The following is a 22,370-nucleotide window of genomic DNA, read 5'->3' as shown; positions in this document are numbered from 1 at the left end:
ACGCCCCGACCCGCCGTTAAAGGATCAGGTAATAGAGCGGGAAGATGAAGATCCAGACCAGGTCGACCAGGTGCCAGTAGAGGGTCACGTTCTCGAGCGTCACGTTGTCCCCTGCATGCAACACCTCCCGCTGCACCATCACCGCGGTCCACGCCATAAGGACCGAGCCGATGATCACGTGGATGCCGTGCAGGCCGGTGGCGAGGTAGTACAGTCCGAAGAAGATCGACTCCCCCGGAGGCCCCGCAATCAGCTTCGGAGAGTTCGGGTAGATGCCGTGATGGAACTTGGCGCTCCACTCGAGGTACTTGATGAAGAGGAAGATAAGGGCGCAGCCGATGGTCCCACTCAGCAGAGTGAGAGTCGCCTTTTTGGCGCCGCGCTTGATCGCGGTGACCGACATCGCCGCAAAAAGCGAGCTGGTCAAAAGAACCACCGTGTTGGTGGCGCCGTAGACCAGGTCGAGCTGCTTGCCCCCCAGGCCGAATTCCTTGGGATACCGGGTCAGGTAGACCGAATAAAGGATGAATACCCCGCCAAAGAGAAGTATCTCCGTGAACAGGAACAGCCACATGCCGAGTTTGGCTCCGAAAGTGTCCTTTTCCAGATGGCTCATGGGACCCCCGCCCCTTTGAAGTCGTACGGCCCGTGCGTCACCACGGGATCTTCCTCAAAATTCTCCGTGGGCGGCGGCGTCGGGATGCTCCACTCCAGCGAGGCGCCCCCCCACGGGTTCCCTGTGAACGGCTCACCCTTCAGCAGCCCGCGCCACAGGTTCCAGAGCACGATGAGAATCCCCGCGACCATGATCCAGCTCCCTACCGTAGCCACGAAATTCAGGCGGGCGAACTCGGGGAGGTAGTCGTAGTAGCGCCTCGGCATCCCTTCCATCCCGAGCACCTGCATGGTGAAGTACAGGACGTTGAAGCCGATGAACATGAGCACCCAGCCGATGATGGCCGGCTTCTCCTCGTACCGCCTGCCGAAGTACTTGGGAAGCCAGTAGTGCGCGGCGGCGAAGAAGGCGAAGCCGGTGCCGCCGAACATGACGTAGTGGAAGTGCCCGACCACGAAGTGGGTGTCATGCACGTGGATATCGGTGGAAGCGGCGCCGAGGATCAGCCCGGAGAGCCCGCCGATGGAGAAGAGCAGGATGAAGGAGAGCGCGAAGAGCATGGGCGCCTCCAGCGATATCGACCCCTTGTACATGGTCGAGACCCAGTTGAACACCTTGATGGCGGAAGGTATCGCCACCAGGAAGGTGAGGAAGGAGAAGACCATTACGCCTAGGTCGCTCATCCCCGAGGTATACATGTGGTGCCCCCAGACCGCGGAACCGGCCGCCGCGATGGCGAGGCTCGAAAAGGCGATCATCTTGTACCCGAAGATCGGCTTTCGCGAGAAGACCGGGATGATGTCCGAGATCACCCCCATGCCGGGGAGGATCATGATGTAGACCGCCGGGTGCGAGTAGATCCAGAACATGTGCTGGAACATGATGGGGTCGCCGCCGCGGCTCGGGTCAAAGAGGCCGAGTCCCAGGATCCTTTCGGTCACCACCAGAAGGAGCGTGATGGCGATGATCGGTGTGGCGAGGATCTGGACCCAGGCGGTCGCGTAGAGACTCCAGGTGAAGAGGGGGATGCGGGTCCAGTTCATCCCCGGGGCCCTCATCCTGTGGATGGTGGTCACGAAGTTGATGCCGGTGAGGATCGAGGAGAAGCCTAAGATGAAGACGCCGAAAACGGCGAGCGAGACGTTCGTCGTAGTCCGGGCCGAGAAGGGGACGTAAAAGGTCCATCCCGTGTCGGGGGCGCCGCCGCCGGTGAAAAGCGAGACCAGGACGATCACCGCGCCGATGACGTAGAGCCACCACGAAAAGAGGTTCACCCTCGGGAAGGCCACGTCGCGCGCGCCCAACTGGATCGGCAGCACCAGGTTCCCGAACGACGCCGGTATCCCCGGGATGATGAAGAGGAAGATCATCACCACGCCGTGCACCGTGAAAAGGGCGTTGTAGGTCTGGGCGGTGACGATGGTCGGCCCCGGTGCGATCAACTCGAGCCTGATCAGTACCCCCAACAGGACGCCGACCATGAAGAAGCTCAGCACGCAGTAAAGGTACATAAGCCCGATGCGCTTGTGATCGGTGGAGAAGATCCAGGACCTGATCCCGGTCTTGCCGGAATCGCTCCAGAACCCGCCTTCCGCAGTTGCCGTTTCTTGACTCATTTATTCCCCCGAAACCCTGCAGATCCGCACTTTAGGTTTCCTTGCCTTTATTTTTATCCGTCTTCTTGCCGCCCAGGATCAGGAAGATCAGGAAGCCGACCACGCAAACGATGATGACTGTCGCGCTCACCCGCAGCAGGTTGAACGCGTAACTCTTGCTCTCCGGATCGAAGCTGAAGCAGTAGCTCACCATCTTGCTGATGGTGGTCCCGATCCTCCCCTGTTTCGCCTCCATGAGCGCGAGGGTCAGATCCTTGGGGAGGAACTGCGTGCCGTAGAGGTAGCGGACGATCATGCCATCCTTCGCCACCACGAAGCTGACGACCGGATGGACGAAATCGTTTCCCTTGCGCTGGAAATGAAAGCCTGCCGCGTCGGTAAGCTTGCGGATGTTCGCCGGGTCCCCGGTCAGGAAGATCCAGTTCCCCTCCGGGAACTTACCCTTCATCACCGTCTCGTACATGTGCTTGGAGCGCGCCGCCCGCTGCGGCGTCTCGCGCTCGTCGAAGCTCAGCGAAAGGACCCGGTAGTCCTTTCCAGGGGTGAGCTTGATGTCGGGAAGAACCCGCGCCAGCCCCTCCTGAAGGTAGTTGCAGACGTTGGTGCAGGAATAATAGACAGGGAGGATGACGGTCGGACCGGTGATGAACTCGGCGAGGCGCCGCTGCCGCCCGCTCTCGTCCGTGAAGACCAGATCAAGCGGGATCTTTCTGCCCAGATGCTCCTCAAGCCCTACGTTCCCCTCTTCTTGCTTAGCGGCGCCCTGATGCTCAGCGTGCGGAGTAGTCTCTTCCTCAACATGGCATTTGGCAGAGGCGGGGAACAGCAACGCCGCCATCGCTCCGACAAGTACCATGCGCCTTATGGCCGTAACGATCACCTATGACTCCGTCCGTTCTCTCATGTGAAAAAAACAAGTGCTCATTATAAATGATGATTTCCGGCTGTCCACCGGAGGCAAATAAATTTCCTTACGGAACGGGCCAGGACGAGGCTTCATCTCCTGCAACGGTTCGATCATGAGCCGCACCGGGCCAAGATTAGACTTGACTTAATTTATCGTTACATTAGACTGGGCCAATATTTTTCCAAGCAAAGGCGGTCCAGCGGAGTACCCCGATATCCCCAGTCCAAAGGAGGCCGGTTATGAAAGCTTTTCCCGCGAAACTCATCATGGCGGTGATCATCCTGTCCTGCGGCTTCGTGATGCAGGCAGAGCGGTCAGAAAAGGCGCATCAAAAGCAAGACGGCGCCGCCCATAGGTTCGTCGCCGGTACGATTGATCGCTCCCCCGGCACCGACAGCGGCCGCACCTCCTGGCGATAGCGGAAGCAAAGGGGCATCGTCACGCCCTCCACCACATCCTGCCGGGCACTCCTCGCATTCCCGTATACAATGCTCATGAATAGTTAAAGTTTCCGCCCGGGCAGACGATAAACTCCTTGAAACTCCCAAATGTCGTGTTTGCAAAGGAGATCGTCCATGTCTTTCAGCGCCCGCCTCATCACGATCAACCTGATTGCTATCTGTGCGACGGTTGCCTCCACCATCGTCGTCGGCAGCTGCGGCAACATCGCCGGAATGGCGCTTGCCGGTGTCATCATATTCCTAATCTCAGCGCTCCTGTGCTGGCAGGTTGCCCGCAGTGAGACCCGCGCCCTGCGAGACGTGGCGGAAGCGATCGAGGCTGCCGCGGGAGGCGACCTCTCCTGCCGGGTGGAACACATCGCCAGCGGCGAAATCGGTCGCATCGGCACCTCATTCAACAACATGATGGGGGACTGGAACAAGACCATGCACCAGTTCTTCACGGTGACCGACCTGGTACGCGACTCCGTTGCCCTGGTGAGCGCCACCAACGACGCCATGGCGGCCGCCGCGGAAGATGTCGCCATGCAGGCGTCGACGATCGCCACGGCGAGCGAGGAGATGTCGGCCACCTCGGGAGACATCGCCCGCAACTGCCTCATGGCCGCCGAGAACGCCCACCGGGCCACCGACGAGACCAACGCCGGTGCCGCCATCGTCAGAAGCAGCGCGCAGCTCATGGAGAACATCGCCCAGCGCGTCACCACCACCTCGACCTCGGTTGCGGGCCTCGGCGAGCGCTCCGACCAGATCGGCGCCATCGCCGGCACCATCGAGGACATCGCCGACCAGACAAACCTCCTCGCCCTGAACGCCGCCATCGAGGCCGCGCGCGCCGGCGAGACCGGCCGCGGCTTCGCCGTGGTGGCCGACGAGGTCAGGGCGCTCGCGGAACGGACCACGAGGGCCACGAAAGAGATCGACGCCATGATCAAGTCTATCCAGAGCGAGACCCGCGAGGCGGTCGGCGCCATGAGCGAAGGGGTCGAGCAGGTGAACCAGGGGACGGCGGAAACCTGCCGCTCCGGCGAGGCGCTCGCCGGCATCCTCACCATGATCAACGACCTGACCATGCAGCTCTCACAGATCGCCACCGCCGCCGAGGAGCAGACCGCAACGACCCACGAGATCACCAGCAACATCCAGATGATTACCAGCGTGGTGAACAGCAACGTGGAGAGCGCCCGGAACACGAGGGCGGCAACCGGCAAACTGGTGCAGCAGGTTGATGAACTGCACGAGCTGGTCTCCCACTTCCAGCTCTCCGACGCGATGGTCTGGGACCCGAGCTACGCCACCACCATCAACACCTTCGACGACCAGCACAAGAAGCTCTTCGCCATGATCAACGAGCTGTCGCAGGCGATGCAGCACAAGCGGAGCAAGGACGCCATCGGCTCGGTGCTGCAGCGCCTCATCGAGTACACCGGCAGCCACTTCGCTGCCGAGGAAGAGGCCTTCCGCAAGTCGGGCTATCCCGAAGAAACAGCGCACGTTCAGCAACATAGGGACCTGGTTCGCCAGGTGCTTGAACTTCAGGAGAAATTCAAGTCGGGCGAGACCGTTCTTACCCACGACGTCATCGAATTCCTGCAGAACTGGCTCGTGAACCACATCAAGGGGACCGACAAACGCTACGCCCCCCACCTCACCAAGGCCGGTATCCGCTAGACCTACAAACCAGTTCCCCTCTCCCGGAGGGGGAAGGCCAGGGAGGGGGAGCGTTGCGACAACCGCCAGCCTTTCCCCCCTCCGGGGGGAGGCTAACTGCTCCCGCCTGTCCCCCATCACAGCCCCACCCCCATCCCAATGAATTAAACCAGTTCTCCTTCCCGGCGTTTTCTGCTACATTTCTCGGGCTGCCAACTCCCCAGAAGAGGTCGTCATGTCAGAAAAAACCGCAGTCCTTTTACTGCAAATGGGTGGGCCCGACTCGCTCGACGCCGTGCACCCTTTCCTCATGAACCTGTTCACGGACCGCGACATCATCAAGATCGGGCCCTCCTTCCTGCAGCCCTTCATCGCCCGGCGCATCGTGAACAAGCGCGCCCCGCACGTCGCGGAGTACTACCGGCAGATCGGCGGCAAGTCCCCGATCCGGGAGCTGACCGAGGCCCAGAGGGAGGGACTGCAGGCGCTTTTAGGTGAGAATTACCGCTGCTTCGTGGCGATGCGCTACTCCCGCCCCTCGACCATCGACGCCCTCGCTGCCATCAAGCGGGAGGGGATCAGGCGCGTCGTGGTGCTGTCGCTCTACCCGCACTACTCGAAGGCGACCACCGGCTCCAGCGTGAACGAACTGCAGCGCGTCCTGAAGGAGGCGCGAGCCGATTTCGAGCTGACCTTCATCGACCGCTTCTACGACCACCCCCTCTACATCAAGGCGCTCGCGGGGAAGGTCATGCGGGGGCTGCAGGCTTTCCCGGACCGAAAGGACGTGCAGATCGTCTTCTCCGCCCATTCGCTGCCCCAATCCTTCATCGACGAAGGGGACCCGTACCTCGACCACATACAAGAGACCAGGCGTCTCGTCATGGAGCAGGTAGGCGAGGCGAACCATCTCCTCTGCTTCCAGTCGAAGGCGAGCCGGGTGAAGTGGCTCGAGCCCTCCACGGAGGCAACCATCGAGAAACTGGCGAAGGAAGGGAAAAGGAACCTGTTGATGGTGCCGCTCTCCTTCGTTTCGGACCACATCGAGACCCTCTACGAGATCGACATCCAGTACGGCGAGGAGGCGAAGGGGTACGGCATCGAGCGCTTCGAGCGCATCGAGTCGCTGAACTCGGACCCGATATTCCTGGACTGCCTGGCGGACCTGGTGAGAACGGCGAAGGCATGAAGACCTGCAGCATCTGCAAGATAGAATTCGATGAGAACGAGCCCGACTCCCTCTACGGGGAGGCGGGGCAGTGGCTGGCCGAGGAGTTCTGGAAGGACGCGGGCGAACTCTGCCGCACCTGCCGGGAGAACCGCGCCCGGCTGGTGATGATGTACGGACACGAGATGAACACCTGAGGTTTACATGGACAGGACCACGATAGACGGCATAAATCTCACCCTCGCCAACCCCATAGAGCTCCCGCTGCGCTGGGTGGGGGACGAGGAACTGCTCCGGCAGCTTCTGGCGGCCTGGATGGTGATAGACGAGCGCGACATCCCCTTCAACCCGCGCCTGATCGGGAAACCGGGCGTCGGGAAGACCACCCTCGCCTACGCCGCCGCAAAGAGGCTTGGGCGCCAGGTGTACCTCTTCCAGGCGACCATGGACACCCGCCCCGAGGACCTCATCGTGACGCCGGTGATCGGTCCCGAGGGGGCGATCCAGTACGCCGCGTCCTCGCTCGTCTCAGCCATGATCTCAGGCGGGGTGCTCATCCTGGACGAGGGGAACCGGATGAGCGAGAAGGCCTGGGCCTCCCTTGCGCCGCTTCTGGACGACCGCCGCTACGTCGAGTCGATCATCACCGGCCTGCGGATCAAGGCCCATCCCGACTTCCGCATTGTCGTCACCATGAACGAGGACTCCTCCACCTTCGAGGTCCCCGAGTACATCCACTCCCGCCTGCAGCCCCAGCTCTTCATCGACTTCCCCGAGGCGGACGAGGAACTGGCGATCCTGAAGGAGAACCTCCCCTTCGCCGGGAGCTCTATCCTCAACTACGTCGTGCAGTTCCTGCAGCGCGGCCATGCCGCCGACGAGCCGTACTCGGTACGCGACGGCATCAACATCGCACGCTACGCCTTGAAGATGATGTCGGCGGCCAACAAGGATCCGCACGAGCTCCTGCCGCTCGCCGTCGAGCGGATCCTCGGCGAAGAGGCGCTGCGCTACCTGAAGTAGGCTGGACTTATGCCCGACCGACTCTACCTGGAACAATTCGGCAACGTCCACGCCCTCCCCGTCCTGCATTACCGGATGGAGTTCGCCCACCTGGTGCGCGAGGCGTTCGACCGCGTGAAGCCCGACTGCGTCGCCCTCGAGCTGCCGCAAACGCTGGAAGAACAGTTCCTGCGCGGCATCCGGCGCCTCCCCGAGCTCTCCGTCCTCGCCTACCACGTCGCCGCCCAGTCCGTCTTCCTGCTCATCGAACCCGCCGATCCGCTGATCGAAGGGGCCAGGCTCGCCCTGGAGCGTAAGGTCCCGCTGCATCTCGTCGACATCGACCTCGACTCCTACCCGTCGCACCCGGATCACCTGCCGGACTCCTACTCGGTGCAGCGCATCGGCCTCGAACCCTTCTACCGGGAGGTGGCGAAACTCTACCGGGACATCCCGCCTTGCGAGGAGGACCTTCGCCGCGAGCGCGGCATGGCCTACCGCCTGAAGCAACTCTCCGCGCAGCACGAACGCGTCCTCTTCATCTGCGGTATGTCGCACCTGGAAAGGATCCGGCACTCCTTCGACGCGCCGCTCGCCCAGCCGCTCACCAGGACCCGGCGCGAAGGGATCACCATCCTCAACCTGCACCCGGAATGCCTCCACGAGGTGCTCGCCGAGTACCCCTTCCTCTCCGCGGTCTACGAGACGCGCAGGACGGCGCTTGGTCCAGAGCCCCCCGCGAACGGGCACTCCCTCAGAAAGAGCTTCAACGCCTTCGAGCTGATCCTGGGTGGGAAAGAGAGCATCCCCGAGGAAGAGGCCTTGGCGGAATCGGTGCAAAGGAGCGCCCACCGGATCGGGGAGGAAGGGGAGTTCCCCGACCGGCAGAAGATCATGCTGCGCCTGTTCCTCGAGGCCGCCCGGCACTACCGCCAGGAGACCGGTGACAAGGTGCACTTCTGGCAGAAGCGCGCCTTCTTCAGGTTCGCCCGCAACTACGCGCTCATGACGCGCATGCTCCTTCCCGACCTGTTCCAGATGCTGGCTGCCGCCCGCGGCTGCCTGGACGACAACTTCGCCTACGCCTTCTTCCGGCTCGCCGCCCGTTATCACTGGCAGCGCGAGACGAGCGATCTCCCGACGATACGGCTTTCCGCCGACGAGCTCTGGTCCTCCACGAAGAGAATCCGTTTCCGGCCGCGCGAGCGGGTGCGCGCCAAGGGGTTCTCGCACCTGAAGATGATGAACCGGAAAAAGGAGAAGCGCCCGGGGGACTGGCTGGAGGGGTTCGACGATCCGTACATCTGCTCCTATCCCCCTGAGGATCTGAGCATCGAGGAGTACGGGCGGAACCTGAAGCGGATCGGCGCGCGGCAGCTGAGCGAGGAGGGGAGCAAAAGCGAGCCCTTCACGTCGTCCCTTCTGGACGGGGTCGACATGCGGGAGACGCTCCGGAACCTGCATGAGGGGAAGATTTACGTCAAGGAGAACAAGCGGCTGAAGAGCGGCGTCGGCTGCGTCGTGGTGATCTTCGACGAGGACAAGGAAGGGAGCAGATACCCGTACTGCATGACCTGGCTTGGCGAGCACGCCCAAGAGTCCGACATGGCCTTCTACGCCACCCCGCCCACCGACAACATCGTCGGTCCCGGGATCTCGCGTTGCGAGTACGGCGGATTTCTCTTGAGCTATCCCCCGCGCCGCATTGTCGACGTCTGGCATGATCCGGACTACCGGCACGCCACCGGCAAAGGAGAGCTGCTCCTGCTGGCGGCGCTCGACTATTCGCTGGAGAAGGACGTGGTCTATGCCGCGGCGAAGCCGCCGAGAAGTTTCATGAAGCAGCACGCCGCGCGGCTTAACAAGAGGATCATCTACCTGCCGCTCGGGAGTCTTTCCCCGGTCGCGCTGAAGAAGCTAAGGGCCTTCCATATCCTCTACGGTCGCGACAAGCGTGACATCGCTAGGGATTACATTTGGTGATGGATCGGCAGGCGCCAGCGTGGCATCTACAGACATCCGCCCCTACAAAGCGAAAGGCCCCCGAAATTCAGGGGCCTTTTTTTATCCTTTGCGGAGGATCCTCTTGTCACCCATGCGGATGGTAAGTTTTTCTGAGTCGAAATACTCCAGGAGCGGAATCATGAACTTCCTGGAAAGCCCAGTCAGCTCGCGGAACTCGGGAGGGGTGATCTCCTTCTTCTCCTTCAGGAAGCCGACGAGCTTCTCGCGCAGTTCGGAGACTGCGCCGGGCGCGTAGAAGATGTCACCCTTGATCTTCGCCACCCTACCCTCGCGGAACATCATGTTCGTGTGATCGAGCACCTGCTTCTCGGTGGCGCCGACCAGATCGCAAAGCTCCTTCAGGGTCGGCGGCTCGAACCACCCCTTGGTAAGGGCTTCTTCGAGGGTGCGCTGCACGCTCGCCTGGTCCTGAGTTACCCCCACCTTGCGCCCGGGTAGCTTGACGAGTTCGCGGTCGGAAAGCGCCAGCCCGTCCTTCTCGAGGCTCGCCAGCACCGGCCCGAAGAAGCGCGCGTCGCTGCGCCTCGGGATGCGCGACTTCAGCTCTTCCTTGCCGATACCCTCCTGCATCGGGTTCTCCTGCAGGTACTCCACCAGCTCGTCGGAGAGCTTCTTCTTCAGCATGGCGAAAGCGTCCTTGCTGAGGAAGATGCGCGGCTCCTTCACCACCTGCAGCACGGCACCGCTGGAAAGAAGCGGCGCCAGCGCCCCCTCGATCCTTTTGCCCGACATACCGGAGCGGTTCACCATCTCCTGGATGGAGATGCCGGAGAGGAGCGAGGAGTCGACGAGAAGCCTTATGCGGTCCTGGTCGACGCCCGACTCGACGGCAGCCAGAAGCTCGAGGGCCTCGGCGGAACGGCGACGGCGACGCGGCGGTGCGGGGTCGAGGACGGTGCCCCCCCCGAGGGTCGCCTGCGGCGAGTAGGTACGCAGCACGAAGGGGTCACCCGGCAACAGGAGCACCGGATGCTCGAGACGCAGCTGCACGTAGGCGCTTTCGCCCGGCTGCAGCGCATCACGGTCGAAGAGGATGATCTTGGCCGGGACCTCGTAGGTGGCGGAATGGAGCCGGATCGAGGCGCGGTGTTTCAGCTCCTTCTGGGCCGAGGCGAGGTAGTTGAGCCGGACATCGACGGCACTGGTCGGTTTGTAGAGCCCTTTCGGCACGACGACGTCGCCGCGCTGCACCTCGGTGTGATCCACACCCTGCAGGTTCACCGCGAGGCGCTCGCCCGCCCCACCCTTCTCCACCTTGGAGCCGAAGGACTGCACTCCGCGCACGCGGCAGGCGATGCCGGAGGGGAGGATCTCCACCTCGTCGCCAACGGTGACGGCACCGGACAGAAGCGTACCGGTGACCACGGTGCCGAAGCCGGTCACGGTGAACACGCGGTCAACGGGGAGGCGGAAAGGCGAATCGACCCGTTTCTGCTCGATCTCCTTCGCCATCTTTATCAGTTCGGCCTTCAGCGCGTCGATGCCGTCCCCGGTACGGGAGGAAACCGCCACGACGGGCGCTCCGGCGAGGAAGCTCTCGGCGAGATATTCGCGCACCTCCTCGGTCACCAGGTCGAGCCAGTCCGGGTCCACCATGTCCTTCTTGGTCAAAACGACGATGCCGCGCTTCACGCCGAGGAGCTGGCAGATCTCCAGGTGCTCGCGGGTCTGGGGCATGATCCCCTCGTCTGCGGCGATGACGAGGAGGACCAGGTCCATCCCCCCCACCCCGGCGACCATGGTGCGGACGAAGCGCTCGTGTCCGGGAACGTCGACGATGCCGAAGCGGAGGTCGTTCGCCAGTTCCAGGTGCGCGAAGCCGAGTTCGATGGTGATGCCGCGGGCCTTCTCCTCTTTGAGACGGTCCGTGTCAACGCCAGTCAACGCCTTCACCAGCGAGGTCTTACCATGGTCAATGTGCCCGGCGGTGCCGAGTATCAGATGCTTCATCAGGAGGCTCCGTGAAAAAATTCTTTCCTATATCGCAATTTTTCTATGAAAGGTCAACCGCTCTTTCATGAACTAGCGATTCGTTTATGCCGAGCCTGCGAAAGATGTCAGGAACGGGGGCACTAATCCTTGAACTGCAGCTGGTAGAGCCGGTAATAGAGCCCGCGTGCGGCCATCAATTCCGCATGGGTTCCTTCCTCGGCCTTTTCGCCGCGGTGGATGACGGCGATACGGTCGGCGTCCCGGATCGTTGAGAGACGGTGCGCCACGACGAGCGTGGTCCGCCCCTGCATGAGCCCCTCAAGCCCCTGCTGGATGAGCCGCTCGCTCGCGGTGTCGACGCTCGCCGTCGCCTCGTCCAGGACCAGGATCTCCGGGTCGAAGGCGACGGCCCGGGCGAACGAGATAAGCTGGCGTTCTCCCGCCGAGAAGTTCACCCCGCGCTCACGCACCTCCTCGTCATACCCCTTCGGGAGCTCCCGGATGAAACGGTCCGCGCCGACCACCGCCGCCGCCTGTTCCACCCTTTTCATCGCCTCCGGGTCGCCTAGCGAGATGTTGTAGGCTATCGTCCCGGAGAAGAGGTACGGGTCCTGGAGCACGACGCCGATCCTGCGGCGCAGCTGCTGCAGCGGCATGTCGCGCAGGTCGGTCCCGTCGATGGTGATGGAGCCGCGCTGCACATCGTAGAGCCGTGACAAAAGCCGGGTCACCGTGGTCTTGCCGCCGCCGGTCTCTCCCACAAGCGCCACCTTCTCGCCGCGCTTCATCTGCAGCGAGACCCCTTTGAGCACGTAGTCCTCACCGTTGTAGGCGAACCAGACGTCGTTGAAGCAGATGCTCTGCAGCGCGTTTTGCGGCGCCGACACGCAGGCGGGTGCGGCGACTTCCTCCCGCTTCGGCGCAGGAACCGCACCCGGCTCCCACTCCTTGTTGTCGAGGAGGGTGAAGACGCGCTCGAGCGACGCCATCGCCCCCTGCATCACCGAGTACTTGGCCGAGAGGTCCCGGATCGGGGAGAAGAACTTCTCTATGTACTGTATGAAGGCGACCAGTGCACCGAAGGAGAGCGTCCCCTTGATGATCTCACCGCCGCCGTACCAGATGATCAGAGCCACCGCCACCGAGGAGAGCGACTCGACGACGGCGTAGAGGGCGGCGTCCCAGGTGATCACCGGGAGGTTCGCCTCCACGTAGGACTTGTTCAGCCTCTGGAACTCCTTGGCCTCGTCCCGTTCGCGGTTGAAGAGCTGCACCACCGCCATGCCGCCGAGGCTCTCGGTGAGGAAGGCGGAGAGGTTCGCCTGGCGGGAGCGCACCTGCCGGAAGGCGACGCGCATCCAGTTCCTAAAGGAGAAGGCGACCCAGATGAGCAGCGGCAGCACCGAGAAGGTGACCAGGGAGAGCTTCACGTTCATCCAGAGCATGATGCCGACTATGCCCGCCAGCACGAGGATGTCGCCCACCACGGTGACGATCCCCGCCGCGAACATCTCGCCCAGCACCTCGATGTCGCTGGTGAGGCGCGAGACCAGGCTTCCCACCGGGGTCTGGTCGAAGAAGCGGGCGGAGAGACGCTGGATGTGGGTGAAGAGCTGCACGCGGATGTCGTACATGACCCGCTGGCCGACCCAGGTCAGCATGTAGACCTGCGCGAACATGAGAAGGGACTCGGCGAAGATGATGCCCAGGAAGGCGGCGGCCAGCGCCGGCAGCCCTTCCATCTGCCCCTTAACGATATGGCCGTCGATGGCCATCTTGAGGATCCAGGGCTGGGACAGCTTGGTTACGGCGATGAAAGGAAGCAGGGCGAGCGCCGACACCAGCGTGCGCCGGTACGGCAGGATGTAGGCGAAGAAGCGTCCCATCAGGCGCCGATCGTACATCTTGCCTACTACTTCGTCCTCGTATATGCCGCCGAAGTGCATGCTTCTCCTTTTAAAACCTAGAAACCTAACGACTTAACGCAAAGACGCAAAGCCGCCAAGGCGCTAAGGAAACCAGAAACAGACGAAGGTTTTACCCCTCAAAGACTTTCTTTGCGTCTCCGCGCCTTTGCGTCTTTGCGTCGAAGCCTTTGCCTTTGTCTTTAAAGCTTTTCTATCTCCGCCTTCAACTGCTCTTCCATGTGGATCGCTGCGTAGCGGCCGCCCAGCTCCAGGAGCTCCGCGTGGCTCCCCTGCTCCACAATCGCTCCCTGCTCCAAAACTATGATCTCGTCGCAGCCACGCAGAGGGGAGAGACGATGCGAAACGATGAGCACGGTCCGCTCTCCGTAATAACCGGACAGGGCGGAGAGGATCTCCTCCTCGGTATCGGCATCGACGGCGGAAAGCGGATCGTCGAGGATCAGTATGCTCGGCTCCTTGATCAGCGCCCGGGCAATGGAGACGCGCTGTTTCTGCCCGCCGGAAAGGGTGACACCCCGCTCCCCCACCAGTGTGTCGAGCCCCTGCGGGAAACGGGCGATGTCCCCGGAAAGCCCAGCGATGCGCGCCGCGCGCTCGATCTCCTCGCGGGTCGCGCCGGGCTTTCCATAACCTATGTTGTCGGCGATGGTGCGGGAAAAGAGAAAGCTCTCCTGCGGCACGAAGCCGACCGCCGAGCGGATGCGCTGCAGGGGAATACGGTTCACGTCGATGCCGTCTATGAAGAGCGTCCCGTCGCCAACGGGGAAAAGCCGCGGGATGAGCCGCACCAGGGTCGACTTGCCGCTCCCGACCACCCCCACGATGCCGATGCGGGCCCCCTTCCTGATCTTCAGGTCGATGCCGCGCAGCATGTCGGTGCCGCCGTAGGAGAAGGAGAGGGACCGGTACTCTATATGCCCCCCGATATGCCCGGGGTCGATCGGTTCGGCCGATTCGACCACCTCGGCGTGGGCGTTCAGGATCTCTCCCAGGCGTCCCATGGAGGCAGCGCCGCGCTGCATCAGGTTCAGGATCCAGCCGAACATGATGGTCGGCCAGACCAGCATGGCGAGGTAACCGTTGAAGGCGACGAAACCGCCGAGCGTCAAACCGCCGCTGATCACCAGGTTGCCACCGACAAAGAGCACGACCAGCGTCCCGAGGGCGCCGGTCGCCGCCATCACCGGCAGCATGAGCCCCCGGATCTTCGCGACCGCCATGCTCGCTTCGCTGTAGCCGTCGCACGCGGCCCCGAAGCTCGCGATCTCCCCTTCCTCACGGCTGTAAGCGCGCACCACGGCGGCAGCGGACACGTTCTCCTCGACGCAAGTGGTGAGCCGCGCGAGCGCTTCCTGCATGAGCTTCGAGGAGCGGAACATGGAGGAGCTCAGCCGCTTCACGATAAGCACCATGACCGGGAACGGCCCGACGGCGCAAAGGGTGAGGAAAGGGGAGATGCGGGTCAACAGGATGAGGGAGGCGGTGTAGATGATGACAGTGTTGAGCGAGCTGAGCACACCGAAGCCCAGGAGCATCCTGACGTTGGTGAGGTCGTTGGAAAGGCGGGATAGGATGTCGCCGGTGCGCCAGTTGGAGAAATAGGTACGGTCGAGGGTGAGCAGCCTCGCGTAGAGGTCCTCACGCAGCCGGTACTCGATGCGCCGCCCCGCATTCAGGAGCGTCGTGCGGGAGAAGACCCGGATCACCCCCTGCCCGACCGCGGCGGCCGCGATCATGCCGCCGAACTGCGCAGGCGAATATCCCGCCTTCGCCGGGGCCTGCAGCGCCTCGATGGCGAGCTTCATGAGCCACGGGATGGCAAGCCCGCACAGGTTGGTCCCCACCAGGAGGAGCGCTCCCAGCAGGTAAGCCCCCCGGCAATCGCGCATGTAGCGGTATAGTCTTCTCAACTCGCCGATGGTTCACCTCGCACGGATAACGCCCCGGTACTCTTATTACATTTGACATTTTCTGTCAAAGTATTTGCGAATTCCAATCTCGATGTTTGATTGTTTTAAAAAAATGTAAACACGCGCGCCATGTCCCCTTAGACCCGCCTCATCCCCGCCGACCGCCGGATAGGCAACTTTTAACCAATTCCCACGAAACTTCAGAGACTTCCACGTTAAATTCCCGCACACACCCTGTTGTTTTAAAATGACGCATTTTTGTATAATTTCGGAGCCCAAATCCCGCCAGAGAAAGCCGATTTCTGCAGCTAATTTCATAAATACCTTTGTTTTTCAGTGCCTTCCAAAGCAAACAAAAGCTTGCTTTTTTGTTTTAAAATGGCGTATAGTCCTCCCCAATTTCGTGTATGACAAAAATTTCGTCTATTTTAAAACATCGTTCCCGCAAAACAGAAAAACTGCCCGTTAAGGGCTTGCCTTTTCCCTTTCCATGGGCGTATGATTTCGAGCTGTTTATTAACAAAATGGTCGCTGGCCATTAACCAGTCACGAGGTCCGCAGTGAAAAACAAGTTGATGCACCTCTCCAACGAGACCATGAACGTCGGTTTCGTGAAAAAGGTGGAAGCGCTCTCCGGCAGCTCGGTCCGGCGCTGCTTCCAGTGCGGCAAATGTTCCGCCGGCTGTCCCATGTCGACGTTCATGGAGCACCCGCCCAACCGGATCGTGCGCCTGCTGCAGTTAGGCCAGGGGCAGCGCGTCCTCGCCGGCCGCTCCATCTGGTACTGCGCCTCCTGTGAGACCTGCACCACCCGCTGTCCGAACAAGGTAGACCTCGCCGCCATCATGGACGCGCTCAGAAAACTCTCCTGGGACGCCGACGGCCCCTCGAAGGAAAGCTACGTGCAGCTCGCCAACCGGCTCTTCATCGAGAACATCCGCACCTACGGTCGCCAGTACGAGTTGAGGCTCGGAGCCATCTTCAACATGAAGAGCGGCCAGTTCCTGAAGGACCTCATGCTCGGACCGAAGCTCCTCTCCAAGGGGAAGCTGAAGATGTTCCATTCCAAGAACCGCAACATCGGTGACATCGAGGGGATCTTCAAGAGAATCGAGGAGATGCGCAAGAAGGGGGAGGCACTGTGACGCCCGGCAAGAAAAAACTCAGTTATTCCTACTATCCCGGCTGTTCGCTGCACGCCTCCGGCCGCGAGTACGATATCTCCACCCGTGCCCTTTTCAAGGCGCTCAACGTGGGGCTCAAGGAGGTGCCGGACTGGTTCTGCTGCGGCGCGACCCCGGCCCACAACGTGGACGAGCTCCTGTCGCTTTCGCTTTGCGCGAAGAACCTTTCCCTGGCCGACCAGGTCGAGGGGGACTTGGCCGTCGCCTGCGCCGCCTGCTTTTCGCGCTTAAAGACCACGCAGCACCACCTGAAAGAGGACGAGACCAAGAGAAAGCAGGTCGAGTACGCCATCGACGGCCCGGCATCGCTCAACAAGCCGGTAAAGCACATCCTGGAGATCCTCGCCCGCGAGTACGGCCTGGCGAAGCTCGAGGAGAGCGTCAAGAAGCCGCTCATGGGGCTCAAGGTCGCGGCCTATTACGGCTGCCTCCTCACCCGCCCGCCGGAAGTACCGGAACTCGACGACTGCGAGGACCCGAGCATCATGGAGGACATCCTGCGCTCGCTCGGCGCCGAACCGGTCAAATGGTCGCACCGCATGGAGTGCTGCGGCGCAAACTTCACCCTCTCCCGACCGGGCGTGGTGCTGAAGCTCTCCAACGCCATCCTCGAGTCGGCGCGCCTTGCCGGGGCCGACTGCATCATGGTTGCCTGCCCCCTGTGCCACGGCAACCTCGACATCCGGCAGAAGGAGATCAAGGAAGCCTACGGCGCTCCCGACTCCACCCTGTTCGGCAGCATCTTCGGCTCCGACCTGCCGCTTAGCACCACCAGCGAAGACCGGCGCGACCTCCCCATCTTCTACATCACCCAGCTTGCGGCCCTCGCCATGGGCGTCGCCTCGCAAAGCCTCGGTTTCGAGAGCGTCATCATCGACCCGAAACCGCTGTTAAGAGATAAACAGCTGCTCTAGCCCCCGGCGGCAGCAACGGATTGAGGAGCTTATGTCCAGAATCGGCGTTTTTGTTTGCCACTGCGGCGAGAACATCTCCCGCACTGTGGATGTGGAGCAGGTCGCCAAGGCCGCGGGTGAAATCCCCGGGGTAGCGTATTCCTGCGATTACAAGTACATGTGCTCGGACCCGGGACAGACCCTTCTGAAGAAGGCGGTCGCCGAGCACAAGCTGGACGGCGTGCTCGTAGCGGCCTGCAGCCCGCGCATGCACGAGAAGACCTTCAGGAAGGCGGCCGAATCCGCCGGGCTCAACCCGTACCTGTGCGAGATGGCGAACATCCGCGAGCACTGTTCCTGGGTCCACGAGGACCGGGAGAAGGCGACCGAGAAGGCGACCGACATCGTGAAGCTCATGGTGGAGCGGGTTCGCAAGGGTAAATCGCTCGCGCCGATCACCGTCCCGGTGACCAAGCGGGCGCTCGTCATCGGCGGCGGCATCGCCGGGATCCAGGCCGCGCTCGACATCGCCGACGCCGGACACCGCGTGGTGCTGGTCGAGCGCGACCCCTCCATCGGCGGCCACATGGCGCAGCTCTCCGAGACCTTCCCAACGCTCGACTGTTCCCAGTGCATCATGACCCCGAAGATGGTCGACGTGGCGAACCACCCGAATATCACCCTCTACACCTATGCGGAAATCGAGAAGGTAGACGGCTACATCGGCAACTTTCAGGTGAAGGTGAAGCACAAGGCGCGCTCGGTGGACGAGTCCAAGTGCACCGGCTGCGGCGTCTGCATGACCAAGTGCCCGAAGAAGAAGATCCCCAACGAGTTCGACCAGGGGCACGGCATGCGCCCCGCCATCTACGTCCCCTTCCCGCAGGCGGTTCCCAACACGCCGGTCATCGACCGGGAAAACTGCACCATGTTCCAAAGCGGCAAGTGCGGCGTCTGCGCCAAGGTGTGCGGACCGGGCGCGGTCGACTACGAGCAGACGGACAGCTTCACCGTCGAGGACGTGGGAGCCATCGTGGTCGCCACCGGCTTCAAGCTCTACACCATCGACAGGAAGCCAGAGGACAGCCCGATCCAGGGTTACGGCGAGTTCGGCTACGGCACCATCCCCGACGTCATCGACGGCATGACCTTCGAGCGTCTCGCCTCCGCCTCCGGCCCCACCGGCGGCAAGATCCTGCGCCCCTCGGACGGCAAGGAACCGAAACAGGTGGTCTTCATCCAGTGCGTCGGTTCGCGCGCCAGGGAAAAGGGGATCTCCTACTGTTCCAAGGTCTGCTGCATGTACACCGCGAAGCACACCATGCTCTACCACCACAAGGTGCACGACGGGCAGGCCTACGTCTTCTTCATGGACGCGCGTACTCCGGGCAAGGGTTACGACGAGTTCTGGCGTCGTGCCGTCGAGGAAGAGGAAGCGGTCTACATCAGGGGCATGGTCTCCCGCATGTATCAGAAGGGGGACAAGATCGTCGTGATGGGGAGCGACATCCAGGTCGGCGTCCAGGTCGAGATCGAGGCGGACTTGGTCGTCCTCGCCACCGCGGTGCAGGCCCAGGACGGCGCCGACCTCTTGGCGCAGAAGCTCGGCATCTCCTACGACAAGTACAACTTCTACTCCGAGGCCCATGCGAAGCTGAAGCCGGTCGAGTGCGCCACCGCCGGGATCTATCTTGCCGGCGCGTGCCAGGGGCCGAAGGACATCCCGGACACCGTCTCCCAGGCTTCCGCGGCCGCGGCGAAGGTGATGACCCTGTTCGCGAAGGACCAGTTGGAGCGCGATCCGGTGGTCGCCAAGGTGAACGAGAAGTACTGCGTCGGCTGTTTCGCCTGCAAGAAGGTCTGTGCATACGGAGCGATCGAGGAGAAGGAGATCAGGGACCGCCAGGGGAATCTGGTGAAGAAGGTGGCCTACGTGAATCCCGGCGTGTGCGGCGGCTGCGGCACCTGCCAGGCCACCTGCCCCTCCAAGTCCATCGAGCTCGACGGCTACACCGATGAGCAGATCATGGCGATGATAGAAGCGCTGTAAAGGCGAGAGGCCGTTCAGCGTTCAGCGTTCAACGTTCAGCGGGTTCTTCCCTAAAGCGATTTTTTGGATAGTGACAAGACAGTCAACACCCCGTTCCGTCAGGGCGATCACGTTCTCGAACGTTGAACGCTGAACGTTGAACGGCTCCAGAGGTTTCCATGCACGATTTTGAACCGAAGATAGTCGCCTTCGTCTGCACCTGGTGCACGTACGCGGGGGCGGACCTTGCCGGCACGAGCCGGATGCAGTACCCGCCCAACGTCCGGGTGCTCAAGTTCCCCTGCACCGGGAGGATCGATCCGGTCTTCATCCTGCGCGCCTTCCAGAAAGGGGCGGACGGGGTGCTCGTCTCCGGCTGCCACCCGGGCGACTGCCATTACATGGCCGGCAACTTCCACGCCCGGCGCCGCTTCGCCGCCTTCCGCGCCCTGCTCGACTTCATCGGGGTCGACCTGAACCGGCTCCAGTTCTCCTGGGTCTCCGCCGCGGAGGGGGGAAAGTGGGTCGAGGTGGTGACCGATCTGACTGAGCGGGTGCGCACCATGGGGCCGATGCCGGAGTTCAAGGAACTCGAGCACGAGGAGTTGTGGTCCACCTTCGCCGAGGCTACGGCGGGCAAATCCCAGGTGCTCAGTTCTCCGGAGCTGAAAGAGGCGTACGACAGTATAGGGTAGGTAATGTTTGATGAGGGAGCCCCCCTCCCAACCTCCCCCCTCCAGGGAGAGGAGAATGGACCGGCCAATTGAGTCCCCGCCCCCGCCTGCAGACCGAAGCCTTTCGGTGGGCGTAGGCCCGGAGGGGGAGAATCAGGGAGGGGGAACCGCTTCTACCTCTCGTACCAACAATCTCCACCCGCGCCAGCAGCGGCGCCTACGGACAACGACATGAACGCAAAAGCAAACAAGAACCAACTGACGAGCATCGAGCCGACCTACTACGAGGCTGTCACCGAGGCGATCCGCAAGGAAGCGGTGAAGATCCTTAAAGAAGAGACGGTGGTCGGCGTGGTCGGCTACCTCCCCGGTCGCCGCAAAGGGACCGCCACCCCTGCGCTGGTGACCTCGGTGGAAGAAGCGGAAAAACTCATTTTCTCGCCCGCCTGCGTCAACAACCTCTCGGTCTACCTCACGAAGGCGAAGAAGGGTGTGCTGAAGCAGGGTAAGGTCGGCATCGTCGCCAAGGGATGCGACATGCGCGCCCTGGCCGGTCTGATGACGGAATCGCAGCTCCAGCGGGAGGACCTTTTCATCATCGGCGTGGTCTGCCCCGGCGTGTACGGTTTCGGCGTGGAGCGGACCGGGACCTTGACCGAGGCCAATATCGCCCGCAAGTGCCGCGAGTGCACCGTGCACATGCCGGAGGGGGCCGACGTCGCCGCCGGAACCCACGCCGAGCTCGCCGACCTGACCCCGGAAGAGGCGGAGGAGATGGCCCGCATCGAGGCGATGCCGCAGACGGAGCGCTGGGCTTTTTGGAAGGAACATTTCTCGCGCTGTATCCGCTGCATGGCGTGCCGCCAGGTCTGCCCCTTCTGCTACTGTGAACAGTGCCTGTGCGACAAGAACCGACCGCAGGCGGTGGAGAGCTCGCCGCGTCCCGCCGGCAACATGGCCTGGCACCTCGTGCGCGCCATGCACCTCGCCGGGCGTTGCGGCGGGTGCGCCGAATGCGAGCGCGTCTGCCCGATGGACATCCCGTTGAACCTGTTGAACCGCCGCATGGCGAAGGAGCTGAAGGAGCTCTACGACTACGAGGCGGGCCTCGCCCCGGTGGAAAAGGGGCCGCTCAACCAGTACAAGGAGGACGACGACCAGTCGTTCATCAAGTAGGCACAAGGTCCCCTCCCCTGGAGGGGGAGGGACAGGGAGGGGGCTTTTCACCGCTAGCTTCCCCCCTCCCAGCCTCCCCCCTCCGGGGGGCGGAGCTGACACCATCAACGGCGGCCCTGCAACGGCCGCCATGAAAGAGAACCCTATGCAGATCATTACGGAACAGAACCTTCGCAGTCTGATCGACCTCCTGGTCAAGGAAGCCAAACTCGTCGTCGGCCCGAAGTTGTCGGGATCGGTGGTCCTCTACGAACCGCTCACCGCGGGGACCGAGCTGACCCTCGACGCACTGCCGCGCCGCTCCTCGAAAGAGCTGTTCTTCCCCGTCTGCGAGGACATCCTCTCCTACAAGCGGGAAGGCGGCGGCATGAAGGTGACCGACGTGGACCGTTCCAAATTCCCGGAAACGGTGCTGATCGGCGCGCCCCCCTGCGATGCCGGCTCCCCTTCCATCCTGGATGCCGTCATGTCCTGGGACTACAAGGACGAGTTCTACCTGGAGCGCCGCAAGAAGAGCACCATCGTCGGGATCGCCTGCACCAAGGGTGACGACGCCTGCTTCTGCCGCGCGGTGGGACTGGCGCCGGATGCCGAGAACGGCAGCGATCTCTTCCTGACCCCGCTCAAGGACGGCTCCTACGCCTGCAACGCGGTGACCGAAAAGGGACAGGCCCTGGTTGCCGCACACAAGAACCTTTTCGCGGAAGCGGCGGGTGCCGAGCCCGTGCCGTTCGTGGACCAGGCCGTCCAGAAGCTCGACCTCGTCAAAATCAAGAAGTGGCTGGAAGAGCACTTCGAGGATCCGCTCTGGGAGAGAATCGCCGACATCTGCGTCGGTTGCGGCGCCTGCGCCTTCATCTGCCCGGCCTGCCACTGTTTCGACATCAACGACGAGGGGAGCACCGACGACGGTGTGCGGCGCAAGCACTGGGACGCCTGCGGCTTCGCGAAGTTCACCAACCACGCATCAGGGCACAACCCGCGCGACGTACAGAACAAGCGCTACAGAAACCGCATCATGCACAAGTTCAAGTACTACGACGACAAGTTCGGCAAAACGCTTTGCACCGGCTGCGGCCGCTGCATCCGCGCCTGCCCTGTAGGCATCGACATCGCCGAGATTTTGGAAACCATCAACGCCAAGCAGGACTAACCCTATCTCTCCCCCTCCCTTGACGGGAGGGGGTCGGGGGGTGGGT

19 protein-coding genes are annotated in these 22,370 nt (G+C 62.4%); 12 read left to right on the top strand and 7 right to left on the bottom strand.

Annotated features, from left to right (window positions below):
• Window positions 1–16: 16 nt before the first annotated feature.
• The 3 genes from E4633_RS04345 to E4633_RS04335 are packed head-to-tail and all read right to left on the bottom strand — an operon-like array spanning window position 17 to window position 3,112.
• Complete coding sequence (locus E4633_RS04345; protein WP_135869025.1) at window positions 17–616, bottom strand: cytochrome c oxidase subunit 3 family protein; 600 nt, start codon at window positions 614–616, stop codon at window positions 17–19.
• On the bottom strand, window positions 613–2,232 hold the full coding sequence (gene ctaD / locus E4633_RS04340; RefSeq protein ID WP_135869024.1) for a cytochrome c oxidase subunit I: 1,620 nt from the start codon (window positions 2,230–2,232) through the stop codon (window positions 613–615). Before ctaD ends, E4633_RS04345 begins: the two co-directional genes overlap by 4 nt.
• A gap of 31 nt (window positions 2,233–2,263) precedes the next feature.
• Window positions 2,264–3,112 (bottom strand): SCO family protein, encoded by an 849-nt coding sequence (locus tag E4633_RS04335; protein ID WP_246037899.1) that lies wholly within the window; start codon window positions 3,110–3,112, stop codon window positions 2,264–2,266.
• Window positions 3,113–3,378: 266 nt separating this feature from the next.
• On the opposite strand from E4633_RS04335, the gene E4633_RS04330 reads away from it, so the two are divergent.
• From E4633_RS04330 to E4633_RS04305, 6 genes are all read left to right on the top strand, one after another.
• Entirely contained in the window at window positions 3,379–3,558 is a 180-nt protein-coding gene (locus E4633_RS04330; RefSeq protein ID WP_135869023.1) for a hypothetical protein, read from the top strand.
• Between the two features lie 156 nt (window positions 3,559–3,714).
• Window positions 3,715–5,271, top strand: coding sequence for a bacteriohemerythrin (locus tag E4633_RS04325; RefSeq protein WP_135869022.1), 1,557 nt, complete (start codon window positions 3,715–3,717; stop codon window positions 5,269–5,271).
• A 214-nt stretch (window positions 5,272–5,485) separates the two neighbouring features.
• A complete protein-coding gene (hemH, locus tag E4633_RS04320) occupies window positions 5,486–6,439 on the top strand; it encodes a ferrochelatase (RefSeq protein ID WP_135869021.1) in 954 nt (317 codons plus the stop codon).
• Entirely contained in the window at window positions 6,436–6,615 is a 180-nt protein-coding gene (locus E4633_RS04315) for a hypothetical protein (RefSeq protein WP_135869020.1), read from the top strand. The genes hemH and E4633_RS04315 overlap by 4 nt, the downstream gene beginning before the upstream one ends.
• Before the next feature lie 7 nt (window positions 6,616–6,622).
• The gene (locus tag E4633_RS04310) at window positions 6,623–7,441 is read left to right on the top strand and encodes an AAA family ATPase (protein WP_135869019.1); all 819 of its coding nucleotides are present in this window, start codon (window positions 6,623–6,625) and stop codon (window positions 7,439–7,441) included.
• Window positions 7,442–7,450: 9 nt separating this feature from the next.
• The gene (locus tag E4633_RS04305) at window positions 7,451–9,403 is read left to right on the top strand and encodes a TraB/GumN family protein (protein WP_135869018.1); all 1,953 of its coding nucleotides are present in this window, start codon (window positions 7,451–7,453) and stop codon (window positions 9,401–9,403) included.
• A gap of 81 nt (window positions 9,404–9,484) precedes the next feature.
• On the opposite strand, the gene selB is transcribed toward E4633_RS04305, so the two are convergent.
• The 4 genes from selB to E4633_RS04285 form a co-directional block, all read right to left on the bottom strand.
• Window positions 9,485–11,395, bottom strand: coding sequence for a selenocysteine-specific translation elongation factor (gene selB / locus E4633_RS04300; RefSeq protein ID WP_135869017.1), 1,911 nt, complete (start codon window positions 11,393–11,395; stop codon window positions 9,485–9,487).
• A 122-nt stretch (window positions 11,396–11,517) separates the two neighbouring features.
• Window positions 11,518–13,323, bottom strand: coding sequence for an ABC transporter ATP-binding protein (locus E4633_RS04295; protein ID WP_135869016.1), 1,806 nt, complete (start codon window positions 13,321–13,323; stop codon window positions 11,518–11,520).
• A gap of 161 nt (window positions 13,324–13,484) precedes the next feature.
• Window positions 13,485–15,194 carry an ABC transporter ATP-binding protein gene (locus tag E4633_RS04290; protein WP_135869574.1) on the bottom strand — a complete coding sequence of 570 codons (1,710 nt, stop codon included), beginning with the start codon at window positions 15,192–15,194 and terminating at the stop codon, window positions 13,485–13,487.
• 66 nt (window positions 15,195–15,260) lie between these two features.
• Window positions 15,261–15,533: a hypothetical protein gene (locus E4633_RS04285; RefSeq protein WP_135869015.1), complete on the bottom strand. Its 273-nt coding sequence runs from the start codon at window positions 15,531–15,533 to the stop codon at window positions 15,261–15,263.
• A gap of 242 nt (window positions 15,534–15,775) precedes the next feature.
• On the opposite strand from E4633_RS04285, the gene E4633_RS04280 reads away from it, so the two are divergent.
• The 6 genes from E4633_RS04280 (at window position 15,776) to E4633_RS04255 (ending at window position 22,324) form a co-directional block, all read left to right on the top strand.
• Window positions 15,776–16,360, top strand: a complete 585-nt coding sequence (locus E4633_RS04280) for a 4Fe-4S dicluster domain-containing protein (RefSeq protein WP_135869014.1) — start codon at window positions 15,776–15,778, stop codon at window positions 16,358–16,360.
• Window positions 16,357–17,313 carry a CoB--CoM heterodisulfide reductase iron-sulfur subunit B family protein gene (locus E4633_RS04275; protein WP_135869013.1) on the top strand — a complete coding sequence of 319 codons (957 nt, stop codon included), beginning with the start codon at window positions 16,357–16,359 and terminating at the stop codon, window positions 17,311–17,313. Before E4633_RS04280 ends, E4633_RS04275 begins: the two co-directional genes overlap by 4 nt.
• A gap of 31 nt (window positions 17,314–17,344) precedes the next feature.
• On the top strand, window positions 17,345–19,342 hold the full coding sequence (locus tag E4633_RS04270; RefSeq protein ID WP_135869012.1) for a CoB--CoM heterodisulfide reductase iron-sulfur subunit A family protein: 1,998 nt from the start codon (window positions 17,345–17,347) through the stop codon (window positions 19,340–19,342).
• A 158-nt stretch (window positions 19,343–19,500) separates the two neighbouring features.
• Window positions 19,501–20,016 carry a hydrogenase iron-sulfur subunit gene (locus E4633_RS04265; protein WP_135869011.1) on the top strand — a complete coding sequence of 172 codons (516 nt, stop codon included), beginning with the start codon at window positions 19,501–19,503 and terminating at the stop codon, window positions 20,014–20,016.
• Between the two features lie 210 nt (window positions 20,017–20,226).
• Entirely contained in the window at window positions 20,227–21,171 is a 945-nt protein-coding gene (locus tag E4633_RS04260; RefSeq protein ID WP_135869010.1) for a 4Fe-4S dicluster domain-containing protein, read from the top strand.
• A gap of 145 nt (window positions 21,172–21,316) precedes the next feature.
• Complete coding sequence (locus E4633_RS04255) at window positions 21,317–22,324, top strand: 4Fe-4S dicluster domain-containing protein (RefSeq protein WP_135869009.1); 1,008 nt, start codon at window positions 21,317–21,319, stop codon at window positions 22,322–22,324.
• Window positions 22,325–22,370: the final 46 nt, after the last annotated feature.

Origin of the sequence: Geomonas terrae (assembly GCF_004791675.1) — a bacterium.
GTDB classification, from domain to species: Bacteria; Desulfobacterota; Desulfuromonadia; order Geobacterales; family Geobacteraceae; genus Geomonas; species Geomonas edaphica.
The sequence above is the reverse complement of the archived record's forward strand: the minus strand, read 5'-3'. Positions and strand labels throughout refer to the sequence as shown.

Excerpts from the sequence above, each read along its gene's own strand:
- selB (WP_135869017.1), bottom strand. The coding sequence starts at position 11,395 with ATGAAGCATCTGATACTCGGCACCGCCGGGCACATTGACCATGGTAAG.
- E4633_RS04345 (WP_135869025.1), bottom strand. The coding sequence starts at position 616 with ATGAGCCATCTGGAAAAGGACACTTTCGGAGCCAAACTCGGCATGTGG.
- E4633_RS04315 (WP_135869020.1), top strand. The coding sequence starts at position 6,436 with ATGAAGACCTGCAGCATCTGCAAGATAGAATTCGATGAGAACGAGCCC.
- E4633_RS04295 (WP_135869016.1), bottom strand. The coding sequence starts at position 13,323 with ATGCACTTCGGCGGCATATACGAGGACGAAGTAGTAGGCAAGATGTAC.
- E4633_RS04285 (WP_135869015.1), bottom strand. The coding sequence starts at position 15,533 with ATGAAATTAGCTGCAGAAATCGGCTTTCTCTGGCGGGATTTGGGCTCC.
- E4633_RS04305 (WP_135869018.1), top strand. The coding sequence starts at position 7,451 with ATGCCCGACCGACTCTACCTGGAACAATTCGGCAACGTCCACGCCCTC.
- E4633_RS04265 (WP_135869011.1), top strand. The coding sequence starts at position 19,501 with ATGCACGATTTTGAACCGAAGATAGTCGCCTTCGTCTGCACCTGGTGC.
- E4633_RS04290 (WP_135869574.1), bottom strand. The coding sequence starts at position 15,194 with ATGCGCGATTGCCGGGGGGCTTACCTGCTGGGAGCGCTCCTCCTGGTG.
- hemH (WP_135869021.1), top strand. The coding sequence starts at position 5,486 with ATGTCAGAAAAAACCGCAGTCCTTTTACTGCAAATGGGTGGGCCCGAC.
- E4633_RS04270 (WP_135869012.1), top strand. The coding sequence starts at position 17,345 with ATGTCCAGAATCGGCGTTTTTGTTTGCCACTGCGGCGAGAACATCTCC.
- E4633_RS04260 (WP_135869010.1), top strand. The coding sequence starts at position 20,227 with ATGAACGCAAAAGCAAACAAGAACCAACTGACGAGCATCGAGCCGACC.
- E4633_RS04325 (WP_135869022.1), top strand. The coding sequence starts at position 3,715 with ATGTCTTTCAGCGCCCGCCTCATCACGATCAACCTGATTGCTATCTGT.
- E4633_RS04255 (WP_135869009.1), top strand. The coding sequence starts at position 21,317 with ATGCAGATCATTACGGAACAGAACCTTCGCAGTCTGATCGACCTCCTG.
- ctaD (WP_135869024.1), bottom strand. The coding sequence starts at position 2,232 with ATGAGTCAAGAAACGGCAACTGCGGAAGGCGGGTTCTGGAGCGATTCC.
- E4633_RS04330 (WP_135869023.1), top strand. The coding sequence starts at position 3,379 with ATGAAAGCTTTTCCCGCGAAACTCATCATGGCGGTGATCATCCTGTCC.
- E4633_RS04310 (WP_135869019.1), top strand. The coding sequence starts at position 6,623 with ATGGACAGGACCACGATAGACGGCATAAATCTCACCCTCGCCAACCCC.